This window comes from Bdellovibrionota bacterium, from assembly GCA_040386775.1.
Lineage (GTDB): Bacteria > Bdellovibrionota > Bdellovibrionia > Bdellovibrionales > JAEYZS01 > JAEYZS01.
Genome location: JAZKEU010000001.1, coordinates 13,104 through 30,874, shown reverse-complemented (window position 1 = coordinate 30,874; position 17,771 = coordinate 13,104). Strand labels below are relative to the sequence as shown.

At 38.7% G+C, this 17,771-nt stretch carries 17 protein-coding genes; 8 read left to right on the top strand and 9 right to left on the bottom strand.

The features are described 5' to 3' along the window. Nucleotides 1-41: 41 nt before the first annotated feature. Entirely contained in the window at nt 42-659 is a 618-nt protein-coding gene (locus V4596_00130; GenBank protein MES2767522.1) for a TetR/AcrR family transcriptional regulator, read from the bottom strand. A 94-nt stretch (nt 660-753) separates the two neighbouring features. Here V4596_00130 and V4596_00125 point away from each other — a divergent pair, with 94 nt between their 5' ends. Both V4596_00125 and V4596_00120 read left to right on the top strand, forming a co-directional pair. Then, on the top strand, nt 754-1,488 hold the full coding sequence (locus V4596_00125) for a 4'-phosphopantetheinyl transferase superfamily protein (GenBank protein ID MES2767521.1): 735 nt from the start codon (nt 754-756) through the stop codon (nt 1,486-1,488). A gap of 54 nt (nt 1,489-1,542) precedes the next feature. After that, the gene (locus tag V4596_00120; GenBank protein MES2767520.1) at nt 1,543-1,743 is read left to right on the top strand and encodes a hypothetical protein; all 201 of its coding nucleotides are present in this window, start codon (nt 1,543-1,545) and stop codon (nt 1,741-1,743) included. 4 nt (nt 1,744-1,747) lie between these two features. Here V4596_00120 and V4596_00115 read toward each other — a convergent pair whose 3' ends face one another. The 3 genes from V4596_00115 to V4596_00105 form a co-directional block, all read right to left on the bottom strand. Next, the gene (locus V4596_00115; GenBank protein MES2767519.1) at nt 1,748-3,823 is read right to left on the bottom strand and encodes a site-specific recombinase; all 2,076 of its coding nucleotides are present in this window, start codon (nt 3,821-3,823) and stop codon (nt 1,748-1,750) included. Nucleotides 3,824-3,836: 13 nt separating this feature from the next. Continuing rightward, a complete protein-coding gene (locus V4596_00110; GenBank protein MES2767518.1) occupies nt 3,837-4,262 on the bottom strand; it encodes a hypothetical protein in 426 nt (141 codons plus the stop codon). Nucleotides 4,263-4,576: 314 nt separating this feature from the next. Further along, entirely contained in the window at nt 4,577-5,740 is a 1,164-nt protein-coding gene (locus tag V4596_00105) for a hypothetical protein (GenBank protein ID MES2767517.1), read from the bottom strand. 289 nt (nt 5,741-6,029) lie between these two features. Here V4596_00105 and V4596_00100 point away from each other — a divergent pair, with 289 nt between their 5' ends. Next, complete coding sequence (locus V4596_00100; GenBank protein MES2767516.1) at nt 6,030-7,169, top strand: DUF748 domain-containing protein; 1,140 nt, start codon at nt 6,030-6,032, stop codon at nt 7,167-7,169. A 203-nt stretch (nt 7,170-7,372) separates the two neighbouring features. Then, nucleotides 7,373-8,758: a hypothetical protein gene (locus V4596_00095; GenBank protein ID MES2767515.1), complete on the top strand. Its 1,386-nt coding sequence runs from the start codon at nt 7,373-7,375 to the stop codon at nt 8,756-8,758. Here the strand turns inward: V4596_00095 and V4596_00090 are convergent. From V4596_00090 to msrB, 3 genes are all read right to left on the bottom strand, one after another. After that, the gene (locus V4596_00090) at nt 8,706-9,749 is read right to left on the bottom strand and encodes a hypothetical protein (GenBank protein MES2767514.1); all 1,044 of its coding nucleotides are present in this window, start codon (nt 9,747-9,749) and stop codon (nt 8,706-8,708) included. The genes V4596_00095 and V4596_00090 overlap by 53 nt on opposite strands. Before the next feature lie 111 nt (nt 9,750-9,860). Continuing rightward, nucleotides 9,861-11,417: a C25 family cysteine peptidase gene (locus tag V4596_00085; protein ID MES2767513.1), complete on the bottom strand. Its 1,557-nt coding sequence runs from the start codon at nt 11,415-11,417 to the stop codon at nt 9,861-9,863. Between the two features lie 105 nt (nt 11,418-11,522). After that, nucleotides 11,523-12,032, bottom strand: coding sequence for a peptide-methionine (R)-S-oxide reductase MsrB (gene msrB / locus V4596_00080; GenBank protein ID MES2767512.1), 510 nt, complete (start codon nt 12,030-12,032; stop codon nt 11,523-11,525). A gap of 165 nt (nt 12,033-12,197) precedes the next feature. On the opposite strand from msrB, the gene V4596_00075 reads away from it, so the two are divergent. Beyond that, nucleotides 12,198-13,313, top strand: coding sequence for an amidoligase family protein (locus V4596_00075; protein ID MES2767511.1), 1,116 nt, complete (start codon nt 12,198-12,200; stop codon nt 13,311-13,313). 43 nt (nt 13,314-13,356) lie between these two features. Here V4596_00075 and V4596_00070 read toward each other — a convergent pair whose 3' ends face one another. Both V4596_00070 and V4596_00065 read right to left on the bottom strand, forming a co-directional pair. Then, the gene (locus tag V4596_00070; GenBank protein ID MES2767510.1) at nt 13,357-13,782 is read right to left on the bottom strand and encodes a hypothetical protein; all 426 of its coding nucleotides are present in this window, start codon (nt 13,780-13,782) and stop codon (nt 13,357-13,359) included. A 162-nt stretch (nt 13,783-13,944) separates the two neighbouring features. Further along, nucleotides 13,945-14,988: a spermidine/putrescine ABC transporter substrate-binding protein gene (locus tag V4596_00065; GenBank protein MES2767509.1), complete on the bottom strand. Its 1,044-nt coding sequence runs from the start codon at nt 14,986-14,988 to the stop codon at nt 13,945-13,947. Nucleotides 14,989-15,019: 31 nt separating this feature from the next. Here V4596_00065 and V4596_00060 point away from each other — a divergent pair, with 31 nt between their 5' ends. The 3 genes from V4596_00060 to V4596_00050 are packed head-to-tail and all read left to right on the top strand — an operon-like array spanning nt 15,020 to nt 17,737. After that, nucleotides 15,020-16,129: an ABC transporter ATP-binding protein gene (locus V4596_00060; protein ID MES2767508.1), complete on the top strand. Its 1,110-nt coding sequence runs from the start codon at nt 15,020-15,022 to the stop codon at nt 16,127-16,129. Continuing rightward, entirely contained in the window at nt 16,126-16,953 is an 828-nt protein-coding gene (locus V4596_00055) for an ABC transporter permease (GenBank protein ID MES2767507.1), read from the top strand. Before V4596_00060 ends, V4596_00055 begins: the two co-directional genes overlap by 4 nt. Further along, complete coding sequence (locus V4596_00050; GenBank protein MES2767506.1) at nt 16,946-17,737, top strand: ABC transporter permease; 792 nt, start codon at nt 16,946-16,948, stop codon at nt 17,735-17,737. Before V4596_00055 ends, V4596_00050 begins: the two co-directional genes overlap by 8 nt. Nucleotides 17,738-17,771: the final 34 nt, after the last annotated feature.

Here is a 17,771-nt window from a genome sequence, read left to right as displayed (position 1 = left end):
CACCACATCTAAAGTTGTTTATTGTTACTAAAATTAAAAATCTAAACTCTATTTTTATCTATCAATTCTTTCACTGCGTTTCTCATCAGCTCTTCTGCTTCAGGGTGATTCAACATTCTTTTGAAATGATGATATCCCAAAATGTAGGAATATAATTTCCAAGCAAAATCATTTTTATTTGTTGATGATTTCAAGTGTTTGCAATCGATCGCCAACTGCACCGCTTTTTCCATATTAAGGATAAGGTCATTTTGAGATTTTTGTACAAAATCCTTTAAAACCCCTGGACGATCATCAAGCTCAAACGACGCCGATATAAAAATACTTCCGCCCGGCAAAGTCGAGTGGTCATTTAAGAACACTAACCAGTGGTTAAACATTGCCATAATACGCGGAAGACCTTTCTCTTCTCTGAAAGCAGGCTTCATTACGGACTCTACAAAATGCTCTGATGCCATTCTTAAAATCTCTAGCTGCAAATTATCTTTATTCTCAAAATGAGCAAACAATCCGCTCTTTGACATCCCCACTTTCTTGGCAAGCTCCCCAATAGTGACCCCCTGAATTCCATGAATCGAAGCAATCTTCATAGCTTCATCAAGGATGATCTTCTTAGTAGTTTGTCCCCGCAATGGTCTAATAATAGCAAGACTTACCATATACTTACAATAATAGCACGACCGTTCGTATTATGCAAATAATTAAAAGATAGTCTTATTCAAGACTTACAAGTAAAACCATAAAAAGGAAAAGGTGAGCCGCACCTTTTCCTCAGATTTGTGTCAATTGACGCAAAGTTTTGGAAAAGGTGCGGCTCACCTTTTGGATGTTATGAATAATGTGATTTTTCAGATTGAAAAGATTCCTGAGAACTTTACTGAAGCGAGATATCTTCCTGTTTTGAATCGCGAGGAAATTTTTCGTTATAAAAGTTTTTCAAATGTACTGAGAAAACGCCAATTTCTTTTTTCAAGATTTATTTTAAAAAATAAACTTTTTGAAGTGACGAGCAAAAATGCTGATGAAATTCACTTTGAACTTGGGCCTCACGGCAAACCTTTTATTCCTGGAAAAAGAATTCAATTCAATCTTTCCCATTCGGAAAACTACGTGGGCTATGTGATTTCAAAAAAAGAAGTGGGCCTTGATCTGCAAGTTCAAAGAGAGTTTTCTAATCTTAATGGAATGATTAAAAAAGTTTGTCATCCCAACGAAATCGAATTTATTACAAAATCCGCACACCCAGAATCTGAATTCTTAAAAATTTGGAATTTAAAAGAGGCCTATTCAAAATGTCGTGGATTAGGGATACAAATCAAATTTTCAAAACTCGATTTTTCAAAAATTACTCAAAGGAATTTTGAAAGCGAAAATTCTCCCACTGTCTCAATTGAAGGGCGAGATTTTGAGGTACTTTTTAAAGTTTTAGAGCGCACTTCTATAATCTACGTGTCCGTTTTTAAAGAACTCGGCCCCTCCGCTGCTTAATAAATAAGCTGACACCTTTGAATTTGACTGGGGAATTAAAATTCTATACGGTTAATGAATCAACTAGCACTTACGGAGAATTCCATGAATCAAGAAAACCACCAAAAAAACGAACTCAGAGAAAAAGCAATCTCATTTGGAAAATTAGCAGCCCTTCTCGGCTTTATGGCTTTTCTTTATATTAATTTGTTAGCGGGTGGAGTTATCACAGTTGGTGTTGGCGCAATTTTCATTCGCATGATCACTGGCCAATAAGTTACTATTCTTTTTTCTCGGCAATCACTAATTTATTTTCTACAGGATAAAAGAAGCTAAGAGGCTTCTTTTTGAATCTGCTCCATAATGATTTATAAATGTTTTCTCTCTGAATGGATTTAATATTTCTAGATTTGATTGCTGTCAACAGTGCCAGCGCAAAACTTACACCCAAATTTAAAAAAGCAATCAGTATGATGCCAGCTACCGCAAACCAGAATTCCTTCATATGAAAGACTTCAAGTCCATACTGAGGAACCGCAGCTGCCAGTGAGCCCGAAGAAAGCGTAACGTGCCTCACGTCCAATCCCAATCCTAAAAACTTCATAAGCTCTGGAACAAACCCCAACAAAAATCCCAAGGAAATGCTTGCTGCCAATGCCGAAATGTTTTTTTCAAAATAACTGGCCACACTTTTACAAGCGTCCAGCCCGAAGATAAAATTCATTCTGCGATTATACATGATCGTGGTTTTCATATTGTTGAATACAAACCAATTGTCCATCCACCCAGCGAAGATACTTGAGAACCACAATAAAACTCCAGTAAAAGCACCGTAAATAATTGTAGGACCAAATATATTGGTAGAATCGATAATTCCCTTAGCCTTTTCTTCTCCGATCAAATGGTGACCAGATATCAAGTAAACCGCCGTATCGATAATTAAAACCACCGGGATCACAATTCCCACATTACCTAAAACTCCCGCTACCTGAGACCTCACCAAATGAACAATCTCATCAATCAAGACTTCGACAGACTCACCGGTATCGATAAATTGCATTTTTGCAGCAAGTGCTGAAGCGGTCATCGAAGGCTGTTTTGTCGCCAACGTAAATCCACTCAACTGGATCGCAATAAAACTGATTGAATAATTGAGGGAAGCTACAAAACCTTCCATAAAAAGCGGCATATGAAAGCTTACAATTAAAAATTTTAAGTAAACCGTCATTGCCGTATAGGCACCACCGCCTGCAGCTTTCTTAAACATAGACTGGTATTCACTTTTATCGCGAGTGATATAGTGTTCACCCGTTTCAGCTGAGCGATCCACAATCTTTCTGGCAAGTAATCTTGTATTTTGGTTGAAAAGTGCTTTTAAACTTTTTCTTTCTTGGTTTTCTTGCACCAATTGAATCAGAAAATACATCAAAAGCTCAATGTCCAATTCTTCGAACATCAAAAAACCAATCAGATCATCGGTACGCTTGAGTTTCGACTGAGCTGCTTCCACGTGATAAACAATAGAAACACTCACACCATATCGGTTGAGATGTTTATAGACTTCCCTCAGGGCGTTGATGCAATTCCAAATAAGCTTTCTAAATTCTTTGGCTTTCACTAAAAAAAGCGCACGATCACCAAGTTCATAAACATCTAAAAGCTCATCTAACTGGCGGCTCAATTTAAAAAATGGAATTTCTCTAAAGCTCTTTTGTCCCATTCTCTTTCGAATCATCGAATTTAAGCCTGTCGCACTCACCTGTGCCACCAAACTCAAAAGTGCTTCCTCGATATCTAATTGCAATCGATTCCAATTCTTTTCTTCAGGAGCGACTTCATAGAAGAAAAGCTCAATCAACTTGCCCATCACCTGTGGATCCAATGATGCCATCCACTCCGGATCATAATCGTGAGGAAAAAGTGCGCTGAATAGCTGCCCCATGCCTTCACTGAGTGGTCTTTCTGGCATGATCTTGTTGAAGAATCTGCTGGTAAACTCTCCCATCAAACCCAATTCTTGAGGGAGGCCGATCTCAGCAAAAAGTTCCATCGCAGGAACATCATGAATGATTGATCTTAGAGTTTTTGCAACACTCACTTTCCAATCTGTGCGGCGCTCGAGCACCATTAGAAGAAATCTGAGCCTTGCTGTCGGGACTTTGATATGTTTGATTTCTGAATAATCGTCTTGAGTGGGTCTTTTGTACCTTACCCACTGCATAAGGTCCACCGCCCAATCCAATCTTTCGTGAAGAGGATTCTCTGGGTTGGCCTTACCTAATAAAGCATCTAGATCATGCTTATAATTTTTAGATTCTTTCCACCGTGAAAAGTAATGTTTGAGATTCTCAAGCATTACTTATGTTTACTCAGTTTACTTGTTGAGACAAGCAAAACATAGGGATTTCATTGAGATCAGGATTTGAGCTATAAAGACTGGCGCGTTTTTTTTCAGGAGCAATAGCCAAAGCCCATTCTAATGCTTGGACCGTAAGATAATTGCCAGTATGCTGTACGTGCGCTTCACCCGTAGAAAGGGTTTCTGTTCTCAATTCTTTATTGTTTGCGATAAAATTTCTTTTTGCTGTAAAGTAAGCTTTTTTCTCGTCAATTTCTCTTACTACCGCTGTATATTCTGAAACAGTCAGAGCTTTAGATTTATTTTTATAATTCTGAGAAATTTTTTTGTCTGAATAACACTCGTAGTATTTTCTTTTTTTGATCGCAAAAGCTGTATGCATCGGAATCGACGATAACAATACTGCCCCTAGAATATGCAAACCAAGTTTTTTCACGAAAACCCCTCTCGTACTCTTTGCCTACGTTTTGAAGCAATAGACAAAGTAATAGATATTAGGTCTCTATCGCAGCAAAGAATCAAGTGTCATTGAATAGACTCTATATATTTTTTAAAATGAAAGGGGTCATCGACTGAAATTGTTACTGCGATTGATACTTATATGAGCATCTACTCTACTATATTGCTTTTGATATTAATGATTTATTGAGGATGCTTAAAAAATTGAAGCCGAAGGGGCTACTCCTTCGGCTTCTAGTAAATTTTGATCTTCAAGGGGGATCAAAGATCTACTCTTACTTGATTACAATATTATTTAGCTCTCATGGCTGCTGCTTGATCTCTTAAAATCTGACCATCAGCATCTTTTTTATCTTTACCCATAGAACCTAATTCTGCTCTTGGCTGAGTTTGAACCTTAACTTCAACAAACGCATTCGTATCTTTTACTGGCGATACAACTCCAGGAGCTGCTAACGCGTGAGAACGCAATCCAGTTTGAACGCTGACCATTTTATTGAGTTGGTACTTCACAGATCCAGATCCGGCATTTCTGGCGTTAGCGCTTGTACCTGCCGCTTGAATTCTAGAATAATCCGCACCTACAGACCATTTTCCGCTTTGAGTTGGTAGAGCTTTTGTTGCTCCAATAGTTCCCACATTGATATCTCCAGTATATGGACTATGACGGAGGATTTGGAATTCAGTGTAAATTTCAAATGGACCTACAATTTCCGGAGCAAAAGCTCTGGCTGCTGACAATGAAGCACGATACTCTGCACGATCAGTTCTCATATAAGAAGCTTGCGTAAGAACTTTACCAATTGTAGCGATAACTCTTGCCGAAGAAGTATCTAGCTTGTCGTTGAATCTCACATCACTACGACTTGAGGCACTTGCAGATCTAGCCACTTCGATAGATTCTAATTTTACGGCGGTGTTAAATACTTGTTTCGCAAAAGCCGGCGTCACCTTCACAGCAACAATCGCACGTCTTTCTAACTGTTCATTCAATTTAGTGACGTCACTTTCTGCGTCATCCGATTGATCGGCACCAAAAGGGATATCTGTTTTACCTGCATAAACATACAATTTATTTTCCACAAGATTCACGCCCACCAATAGATCTCTGACTTTATCTTTTAATGTAGTTGCATCTACAGACAAATCATTCGTGTTTTCTTCTAGAGTTAATTTTCCGGAAAAAATACTCATGGTCGCTTCCGCTGATAAATTCAAATCTCTAATTCTAATTTTTCCACCGAGCTCATCGAAATTTTCGATGTCGTCAATAGCAGAATCTGTAGAACTTGTTGCATACACGGCGGTGCCTCCACCACTCAATGATAATTGTGGCTTTTCCCAATGTGGTTTATTCAGCTTCCACTCATCGGACTTGGATTGGGCAAATACAGTTGAGGTTGAAAGAGTGGCCAGTGCAGCAAATGCAGTGACAAGCTTAATACTCGTTTTCATTTCATTCTCCTTTTATAGAGGTTGGTTAAAAAATTTTCCCTTAAGGCTGTGTCATCGTGACCGGATCCACTAGAGCAATGATCGTTCCAACTAAAAATAGAGTCTGATTGATCTCATCTCAAAATTTCGATCTAGCTAAAAAAATATTCAGGGTGTGTAGAGAAAAAAAACAATCACGTTAAAATTGACATTAAAAAATATCCTTTAATTTCAGGTGGTTGTGTAGAAAACAACACAACTCATTTTCAAATAAATATTATCGTCGAAGTCATTTAGACTAAATTAGATTATGTTCAAAAAAAATATTTTTAAAATTCCTACATCACTACTCTACATACTGTTTGCTTTAATATTGATTAGAGTAACTTTGCCTATGATTGGAAAATATGCGGTGAATTGGTATCTCAAAGATAAAATTCTACCCTACACCGGACGCATTGAAGATTTTGATCTCTCTATATTAAGAGGCGCTTATCAATTCGAAGGCTTCGTCATTGAAAAATATCGCGAAGACCAAAAAAAGAAATTAGACCCGCTCATCAAAGCAGATCTCATTGACGTGTCTTTAGCTTGGCGTGCTTTGTTTAAAGGTCGCCTGCTTGGTGATCTTAACATCAACAAAGCAGAAATTACTTTCTTAGACGGAACAAAAAATAATACGCAAAGTGGAATGGAAGAGGATCTCAGCTGGAAGGACGTCTTCGTGACTCTCATTCCGATAGACATAGAAGATTTAAAAATTCATAACAGTATTATTGCTTTTAAAAATTATGATTTGAAAGAACCTATAAATGTTTATATTTCACAGATTGAATTGAGAGCTAGCAATATCAATAACAGTGAGCGTAAGAGTAAAACCATATTCAGTGATTTGAATTTTTCCGCAAAACTTCAGGATCAAGCTCCCATCCATATTAAAGGATCATTTGATATCTTATCAAAAATTCCGGCTTATGATTTATCTCTCACCATCAAAGAATTCAATTTACCCATCATCAATAAATTGCTCTTTGCCTATGGGCCGGTGACTTTCACGCGTGGGAATTTGAGTGTTTACTCTGAAATGGCTACACAAAAAACCCGTGTTGATGGTTACGTAAAAGCCTTCTTTAAAAATTTAGACGTAGTTGCACCTAAGGAAGTTTTTGATAGTTTTAAGCACTTCCTCTACGAAATGGTGACAGCCCTGGGAAACCTTTTACTGAGAAGCTCTGAGAAAAAAGAAATTGCCTTTAGGGTTCCCATTGAAGGACCCATCACGCAACTTTCGGTCTCTGGAAAAGAAGCCTTCTTTTCAGCCCTAAAAAATACTTTTAAAGATGAAAAACTCAAAGAAGGACTAGAGAAAAGCATTTCTATGGAAGACGTCAAAAAAGGTAAAAAACCTGAGGCAAGTGCTGAAGAAAAGAAAAAAATCAAAGCTCTTTAAATTTTCTAAAGGGGAACTTCACTGTGCGTTACAAATATCTGCTTAGAATCCACTCAAATTCTCAGAAAAACGTAAAATAAAGACATATATACGGAATCCTTACAAACCCAGTTTTTACAATCAACGGGGAATACTTAGCCCCCTATTCTACCTTACGCTAAAAAAGCCATTCACTAAAAAACGAGAAGCGCTAAGGAGAGTCGATGAAGGCACTGATTTCTGTATTTATAGCATTACTTATTGTAGTTGTTAGTCACTACGCCCATGCGAATGACATTAAAGTAACGAGAGCTCAAAACGGAGCTAAAGATCCAAATGTTCAAGTTATCAAAGAAGATAAAAAATCTTCCGGCAAAATCACCCCAGAAGATCTTAAAGATTTTTCTACGCGATCTTATGACAGTAGAGTTTTAGGATTTCAACGTGGTAATGAATTTATTACGATGATTCCTCTAACAGATTTATGGTGGTCGAAAGAAAGAAGACAGATCTTTAATGACTCGCAAATCCTTGCCGAAAAACTTATGAAAGTTTGGCTGGAGAAGGCTTTCAGTCTACGTTTTGATGGAAATCAATCCTTGGTGGAGCAAGAGCTCGTAAATTTCACAGCAGGAGAAATACGAAAGAAATTCACCGATAAAGTGGGCGGAATGCCAACAAGATCTGAAATCATCTCCGCGGCAGGCGATGCAAGAGATGCAGCAAAAAAATTACAGGATAAAGCAAAGTTCTTAGTTGAATTCGATGAACTTATTGATGTTTTTAATAAATACCAAGACGATCATTTACAAGATTCATTCGTGAAAGAAAAATTGGCGCCATCGGCGTTTATATTCGTAGTTAATTTTAAATTGCCGGCAAGTTTTTTAGAAGCTCTACCAAAAGTAGCGTACTTTCAAGCTATCGGAAAAATTATTAATTCTTCTCTAAATTTCACGGTCACGGTTCGTCCATGGAAAGTGGTCAGCAGAAACTTAAACACTGGCGTGATCACAACATCACCTTACTTTGAAATTTCAGCACAAGCTTGGGCGCTAAAAGATCTGAAAACTGATAAACACGAAGTAAAAGGTCCACTTAAATTAGGAGGAGGATTGCTGTTTGGAAACTTCAGCAGAATGGCAGACGTCCATGGTGGTGTTCTCGGCTTATCAAACTCTTTCAACGTTAAAAAATCTATGCTCGATGGCGCCCTTACAATCCCTACTCACGTGAATTTAAGCTATGGAATTATCGGTGCGGTTTTAGAAACATTCGCTGGCTCTTTACAGCTCAGAGATGTTCTAAAACACGGGTACATACTGTTAACGAAACAATTTGGATACCAAACCCCTAGAGGTAAAATGTTTAAAGGAGAGTATGGTGGCGTGGTCAATTTCAATGCTATTGCAAATCGTTTCTCCTCCTTTGATCAAGAAACTCTCAATGGAATTATAGAGAAGGCTTTAGAAATTCCAGGTGCAAATGTTATGGTACATAACAATCAAGTTGAGATTTCTCTTCCAGAGGAAAGTACAACCGTTAAGCCCGCACAGCCTACTCCGGCAAAGCCAGAAACTGTTCCCACTCCCGTAAATCCTGTTCCTTAGTAAGGTCAGGATAATGCCCGTTGGTGGCCTGGTATGTATCTGCCCAAGCGCGATAGTGTGCTTTGACGAAAGTCTCCCACGCTGTACGATCTTGGGCATTTTTCATATCTAGCGGTCTACTTTCTCGTTTTTCATAATCCGCTTTCCACAGTTCAAAATAATCCTTATAGATAGAAGCCTTTTGCTCTGCCGGAACGGAGTACCTTACTTCTTCAATTTTTTTTTCTACTCTAAAACTCAAATAATTATATCCGATGTAACTCGCCACACTTAAGAAAAGCACTTTCGGCGCTTGTTCTAGCGCTATTTGCGAGCGTAACTGCAATTTGTATTTTTGCAAGATTTTGGGATAAGCCTTATAAAAACCTACAACCCGAATAAGGGTGAGGTCGGCTTGGTCTAAATCTATATTTCTTAGGATATCAAGCTTTGGAACATAGATTAACGCCGGAACGAATGTGCCGGTCAAATAGTAAATTGCCGACATCAATGCACCATTCACCGCCACAAATTTTCCCAATTGAATTTTGTTATAGTGGTTTTTTCTAAAGGCTAAAGAGTCTTTATTTGTGAAATAGCCCCGCACATCCATTGCATCAAGGATATCTATGGTAAGATTGCGGGTCTCAGATCTTACTCTCATTGCTTCTCTAACGTAGTCACCTTTTAGAATTATTTCTCGCACCCACTGGAAAAAAGTTCTCTTTTCATCCAACTTAATAACAAGAGCCTGCGCAATTTTCTCTATTTGCGCAGGAGAGGAATCTTTTAAATTCCAACGATTGAGAACCTCATTGATGTAGGATTTATCGCCTTTAAGCTGGATGTGAGGGTTTTGCCTTAAAGCATCTCTTAGGATCAGAGCTTTAAATTCATCTACAAAAACTAAAGATTTAAGTTGAGCTTCGAAATTGACTTTGGGTTTTGCTTCAAAAAGTGTCGCACAGGAATCTGCAGCGTAAGACCATTGAGGAAGTATCAATGAAAGCATCAATGAAAATAAAAAAACCCTTAAAGTCATCCGGCCAATATAGCCTGCTTTAAGGGTTCTTGAGTAGTGTCCTATAATTTTACAGGAACTTTTTACTCTATACTATGGCGATTAAAACTCGATATTCATTCCTGGATCACCTTGTAGATGGTACCACTCGAAATTATCAATAACTTGCTCTTTGTTGTTCCATTTTGCAGCTAAGTACAATTGACCTGCAAATAATGCTTCACCCAAGTGCTTGAACTTCTTAGAAAGATGTTCTGAAGCAATACCTTGAGCCATGACTGCAGGTGGATGCCAAGAGATATTCACTGTTCCACCGTAGTAAGCCGCAACACCAGCAGCATCGGAATTCTCAAACCCTGCCATCAATGTCGATCCGAGATAACCTGATTCAATCACACCATTCATGCAGGCAACGTCGATCACGATGGGTTTTACTGAAGAAGCATTCTTCATTCTTTGAACGTCACTAACATTGTACCACTTAGCCATACTTGCCCAGTCAGTTCCACTACCGTGACCAAGATAAGTTAGCCAGAAAGCTCCACCATTGAAAGCTTCATTGAGCTCTGTTGGATTTGAGCTTGAATCGTCTTGGTTGAAGTGGGTTGAAGTTGTACCCAGTACGGATGCAAAATTCTTTTCGATAGATCTTACGTATTGTTCGTCAGAGGGACCGCTGCCTTCGTTAGAAGCAATACCGATAATCTTTTTAAGACCTGTTAAATCTTGAGCGCTTTTTTGTTCGAACTCTGAAGATTTGTTCAACTCTGTTGCAACTTGGGCCGCAGATGAAGCTACGATTCTTGAGTAGAACATGTCAGGAATATAATCGTTTGCTCCGTCTAAAGTGAAATACTTGATGTCCGTTGGAGTTTGGCTTGAACCATCAGTATCTACTTTATGCATAGGAATTTGTTTTTCGTCACCGATAAAGATCGCGAAATCCGCTCCTGCCGCATAATGTTTTTTCACTAACGCAGAAATAGAAGCAATCGTTGGAGCTGAAACTTCCTCAACGTTAACATTGTAACCTTGAGATTTTTTCCAAGTAACAAATTGATCTACACCGCTTTTTAGGTTTTGCGTGGTAACGATCAAATAATCTTTATAATCACCCGCTTGGAATGAGTATTCAGGAACATTGAATTGCACATTCATTTGTGTTTTTACTGCAACCTGATTTTTTGTAGCATCGTAAGAAGCAACATTCACATCCAATCTAGTGATTGGTGTTCCACGGAACGCACCTAGGTATGTCAATGTGTATGGAGCTTGTGACTTATAGAGGTTTGCATTGTATTGAAAACTTCTGATTTTTTGAGTTGCGCAACGGCAGTCTTCTTCTTGAGTAGGAATTGGCTTTACGTTAGCTAGTACTTGCTCAGATTTTACGGATACTGCAACTTGAATTTGCTCTGGTGTACCTTGTAACAATAAGCTTTTTACCGGAAGCGCTGGAGCTCCAATGTTCTTATCGTTCTCTAAATCTTCTACCGTGATTGTTGAAAATCCTGCAATGTTTTGATTAACGATACTCTTACTGAGTGTGGTTTTAGTTGCTTTAGCAACTTTGATATTTGAAGCGCTGATAGAAATTTCCGCAGCGTTCACCTTAGTTACAAATGCGAGTACTACTAATAATAACGATAATTGTTTCATCCTTGAATCCCCCTTGAATATTTATTAAGGGGGAGCTCTGGATGAAAGTCATCCTAGTCTAAAAGGCATATGATGAAACTGGTCTATGGTAGCGTCTAGTTTTTCTTACTTTTTATCGAATAATTTTAGGTACTGACCGTACCCTTTCTTATCTAATTCATTCTTAGGAACGAATTTTAAAGATGCGGAATTGATACAGTACCTAGGCTGGCCTTTTGGCCCGTCGTCAAAGACGTGCCCCAGATGAGATTTTCCCGAGGCCGAAACAACCTCGGTTCTCACCATCCCGTGAGTAGAGTCTTTCTTTTCTTGAACATGCTTTTTATCGATGGGTTTGGTAAAACTCGGCCAACCGGTTCCGGAATCAAACTTATCAGTGGAGCTAAAAAGAGGTTCTCCTGTAGCAACATCCACATAAATCCCCTCTTCTTTATGGTTCCAATATTCATTTTGGAAAGGAGGCTCGGTATTGCATCTCTGCGTGACTTCATATTGTGTTGGTGAAAGTAGTTTTTTAAGTTCATTGTCAGATGGTTTTTTGTACTCTTGGCTCATGGCTGCTCCTGCATTTAATAAAATATTTAGTAAAATGGATAAAATAATATAGTGTTTCATAGGCCACCTTTAGTGCTTTAAATAGAATGCTTTAAATATGAGTCCATTTTACTAAATGGCAAGAGGACCAATCATGTGGGTAACTTATACAACTCTTACATTAATTATTTACTCTATTCCACATGATCGAATAAAACCATTCTTTACATTTTGTGGGGAATTTAATTGGGTTTTGGGTTTAAATACTTTCTACTTATTTTTCTTTGCAGCGTCCAACTCTGGGCGGACAGCACCCCCTCGTTTCTTAAAACTCTTAGAACTCAATACTTCTCTTACGATGGCAAACAGCGTTTTGGACTTGAAGTCGAATACACCCATCTCTCCATTGAAGAAGCCGCCGGCATTGCAAAATCCTTTTTAGGTGGCACCATTGAAGCTTCAAAATCCAAAGAAGGTTTAGATGCACTGACTGTTAAATCATCCCTTATTGGAGATATTAAAATCAAGGTAGAAACAAACCAAACAAGCGAATCCATTAATGATAAATCCAACTGGGTTTATGAAATTGTTTCGGATCCTCTTACCTATCCACAAGTATTTTTATTCCAACAGCTTTTAAATAAACTCAAATCTGCAGGAGCGAGAGGGGCCGAAAATGGAGCGCCACTTGCCACTCAAACCAATACTGAAGCCCAATTTAAAACAGAAGCGCCTATCCTTTCCGATGAAGACATCAAATATGAATTCCGTGTCGCAAGAAATCACTACAACAATTACGATCAAATCATGAAAGAGCTAGCTCCAAATGATTCGCGCTTAAAATACATTCAACCGGCATCTGACGGAATGATGGAGCGATCTAGTGACCCTAGCTATGACCCGACAGCATTGGATATCCTTCATGATTATATCTATCGTCAATCAATGGAACTCTTTATAAAAGATCAAGCCTGGAAATTGCCAATTGCAGAAGTTAAAAGGATAGCCAAAGAACTCAGATACCCCATTGTTAAAAGAGTTGTGAAGTTAAATTCCTACAGAATGAGCTCTATGCTTTTATATCAATTTCCAGGGGATCCTTATCTACAACAATATTTGAAACACACGTGGACATTCCGTGCACCCATCTCAGAACAAAGAGCCCGCGATAATGACTTTAATGTTATTGAACCAGTTCAGGATAGCGTAGCCCTACGAAATGCCACGCGACTTCTTGGGCTATTTCTATACAATCCAGACACAGGCGAATTGGAACCACTTCGTAAAAAAACCGCGGTCAGATCGACGCCCTCTTTAACTCTCAAAACCCCTGCTCTTTGCGCTCCTCTATTTGCTCACTAAAATATTTGAATGACCAAATAATTGAGGGTTTGGCTTTGAAAAATTATTTTACTTTTACTAATCCGCTACAAACTTCTTTTACAGACTTTGTCGCATCTTTGTAATTGTCTTCGATGAAGGTGTAGGATGTTGGTGCGTGTGGTTCTGCATCGTGATTGATTGTCATTTTTAGAAACTTTGCACCTGTTGGAGTTGGTGATACCGTTTCAAAGAAATTGTGATTGAATCTCACTTTGCCTTCTTCTTCGTTGATGACGGGCGGATGCCTTACGATCCACTCGGTACCATTTTCAACGATCGTGACCCTCTCGTTCAATGGATGATGAACATCGTTTTCATAGCTGTAGCTCAGAACTTCCAACTTACAAGGCTCACCTTTTTGTGATGTTCCTTCGTATTTACCGATATCGATACCGGCAAAGCTCGTAACTGAGATTGAAAGTGCTGTAATAAATGCGAATAGTTTCATGAGGCCTCCCCTAGAATGGTTAAGACGAAAAGTTAATAAAGCTAAGGGAGTATGGCAAATAGAAAGCGTTATTGAAAATGAGTTGATCGCAGCTAGTAATCAAATGCAAATCAACTCATTTTTAACGCAGTATAGACGTTAAAAACCAGGGGGTACTTTTGGTTATTCGGATTTTACGGAGGTCCAGATGGTGTCGTAGAGTTTTGTATTTTCTCCTAGATCTTGGAGGCTCTCAAATTTTGAGAGGGTTTTTGAATCTGGGAAAAGTGATGGGTTGTTTTTGATGTCCGCAGGCAACAGATCTCTTGTTGTCTTTAAAACTGGCCCGCCTCTAGATCTCACTACAAAGGCAAGGTTTGAATCTTTGCTCGATATAAAGTCTAAAAGTTTAAACGCGTTTTCTTTGTTCTTAGCATTTTTAAAAACAACGAGATTGTCCATGGCCTTTGTTCCACCACTTGCGGGAAGGATGTACTCAATATTAGAGTCTTTAGATCCGGCCATTAAAGCATCTGAAGAATAAGCATGAGCTACCGCAATCTCTTTGTGCACTAGAGCTTCTACAGTATCTGATCTAAACATCTTCACATTGGGTTTTACTTTTAAGAGAAGTGCTTTTGCTTTTTCCAGCTCCTTAGGATCCACAGAATTTACTGTCGCTCCATTGAACTTCAGAGCCATGGCTGTAACCTCTCTCACATCATCCAAGAGAGAGAATTTGCCTTTGAGCTCGGGATTCTCCAGGACATCTTTCCAGTCCTTAATTTCGCCTTTATAGAGCGCTCTGTTCACAGCAATACCCGCCGTGCTCCAAGCATATGGCAAAGAAAATTTATTTCCTGGATCGAAAGATTGATTCATCCACTCTTGAGCAAAAAGATCTTTGTTTGTGATCTTTGCCATATCGATGGGCTCAAGCAAATCCAACTTGATCATGATTTGCACCATATAGTCTGAAGGAACTGCTACATCGATTCCGCTCGATCCAGCTTGTACTTTTGCCAAAAGCTCTTCGTTGGAAGTGTAGTTTGAAACGTTAATTTTGATTCCATTTTCTTTCGTGAACTTTTCCACCAGTTCTGGAGACAAGTAACTGCCCCAAATTGCTAAATTGACCTCTTTGGATTCTTTTTTTGTACATCCAAATGTAGCGATTACAACTGCTGCCAAAAAAAAGTGTAAAAAATAATTTTTTAGTGTCGACATTTTACTCATTCCTCTTTATTTTACGTGACCTATGGTTAATGAAACTGTTTTAAGCCCTACAATCCTAAAGCTGGGAAATATTAGAAAACAATTTTTAAGTCAAACTGCCTTGCAAGAAATCAACCTTGAGATCAAAAAGGGTGAGTTTTTTTCCCTATTAGGGCCAAGCGGTTGTGGCAAAACCACTCTGTTGAGAATCCTCGCAGGATTTGAGACTGCAACGTCAGGAACAATCCATCTTGGAGGTAAGCGCATCGACACGCTCACTCCACAAGAAAGGCCATTCAATATGGTTTTTCAAAAGTATGCTCTATTTCCTCATTTGAGCGTTTTCGAAAACGTTGCCTTTGGACTTAAAATTAAGAAAAAATCTCAAAAAGAAATTCGCGAGAGCGTGGAAGAATCCCTTAGCCTTGTAGGACTTTCTCAATTCAGTCAAAGATATCCTGAAACTCTTTCAGGCGGACAGGCGCAGCGCGTGGCTCTGGCGAGAGCTCTCGTCAACGAACCGGAAGTTCTTCTATTGGACGAACCTCTTTCAGCTTTAGATCAAAAAATGCGAGAGTACATGCAGGTCGAGCTAAGAGCTTTGCAAAAAAAATTAGGTATCACCTTTATTTTTGTAACTCATGACCAAGAAGAAGCCATGATCATGTCTGATCGTATCGGAGTTATGAATCACGGAGTTCTAGAAGAAGTAAATACACCAGAAGAACTTTATGAAAATCCGAAGAGCCTATTTACTGCTCAGTTTGTCGGCCAAATGTGTGAGTTGAAAGGCAAGATCGTCGATAGAACATCTCAGCACGCCACGATTGAACTGACTCAGCAGCACAGAATTAAGGGTAAACTTTTAAGAGAGCCAGACTCACCCGCTGCTTTAATTTATATTCGTCCAGAAAATATTCAAATTTCCGCTCATATCCCAAATCCATCTGACCCAAACACCAAAAACTTCAATATATTAAAAGGCCAAGTCACCCAAAAAATCTTCAGAGGAGATCAATCTGAGATCTGCGTAGATATCGACAACAAGCTCAGCATGCGCGTAATGGTCGACTCTGGTCTAAAAGACATTCAAATCTATCAATCTGTATTTTTAAGTTTTGACCCTGAGGAAACTTTGGTTTTCGGCACATGAAAAAATTAGTCTATCCTGCATTCATATGGTTTTTACTGTTTCTTATCATTCCTCTCTTTATAGTTTTATTTGTAAGTTTTTTATCTCGCAGTGAATACGGAAGCATTCAGTATATCTTTCAAATCGACAATTACGCGAGAGTCTTTCAATTTGTTTATTTAAAAATTTTTGCGGCCTCTTTAAAACTTGCCTTTCTCACTTCTTTTCTTTGTTTGATGATTGGCTTTCCCATTGCTTGGGTGATCGCCACATCGAAGGCCCAATATAGGCCGGCGCTCATTATGTCTCTAGCCATTCCGTTTCTAACAAATTTGATCATTAGAATTTATGCTACTAGATTATTTGTGGGAATCGACGGCCCCGTGCAAGGTCTAATGAGATCCTTAGGTATTCCTTTTGATGAATTTGCCTTCACACAAAACGAAGTGCTCGTGCTTTACGGTATGGTGACGACATATTTGCCATTTATGATTTTCCCTCTCTATGCGGCCTTTGAAAAATTCAACTTTTCTCTTGTAGAAGCGGCGCTGGATCTAGGAGCCTCTCCAACAAGAATTTTATTTAAAGTACTACTTCCCAATATGAAAGTTGCCATCGTAAATGGTTTTATTTTAGTTTTTATTCCTTGCTTAGGGGAGTTCGTTATTCCTGATCTTTTGGGCGGAGCCAAAAATATGCTCGTAGGAAACCTCATCACCGAACAATTTCTAAAAGCACGAGATTGGCCATTCGGCGCTGCACTTTCTATGGTTTTGATTTTGATTTTAATCTTGATGCCAATTTTACTTAAAAAAGTTTTCTTAAGGAGGGTGCCTAGTGAGTGAAGCTCTTAGACCAAAACCACCTCTCTACACGAAATGGATTTTCGCTTTCACACTGATCTTACTCTATCTGCCTATTGGTATGATGATGGTGAATTCCTTCCTCAATAATGAGGGATTTACTTTAGAATGGTACGAGGCCATTTTTCAGGATAACGAGTTGATAGAATCACTCCTTCGAAGCTTGATCGTGTCTTTCTCGGCAGGAGCTGTGGCTTCTGTGATTGGAACTTTGGGAGCCATTGCTCTTCTAAGATCTCAATCAATACTTAAAGAATATTTAGAATTTTTCTCTACAGTTTCTCTCATTCTTCCAGAGCTGGTATTTGCTCTTTCTCTGCTATCTTGGTTTTTCATTTTAAAATTGGATTTGAGTTTATTTACTGTGATCATCGCCCATGTGACATTTACAATTTCGTTTGTTATGCTTACGGTGGGCGCAAGACTCAGCAGTTTAGATATTTCCATTGAAGACGCGGCGAGAGACCTTGGAGCCAATGATCTCATCGTACTATGGAAAGTTATCCTTCCCTTATTAAAACCCGCTATTGTCACTGGGTTTATCTTGAGTTTTTTGATATCCTTTGATGACTTTCTCATCACCTTCTATACCAACGGACTTGGCAGCGATACGTTACCTATCAAACTCTACAGTGCAATGAAGGTAGGACTTTCTCCCAAGCTCAGTGCCCTGTCCACATTGATGTTCTTATTCACTCTCATTTTAACAGTGATTTTCTTTAGAACTCAAAATGTAAAAGAATTGATCGGTCAGAAAAAAAACTAATTATCTTTCTGGAATAATATGGCCATCGGTTATC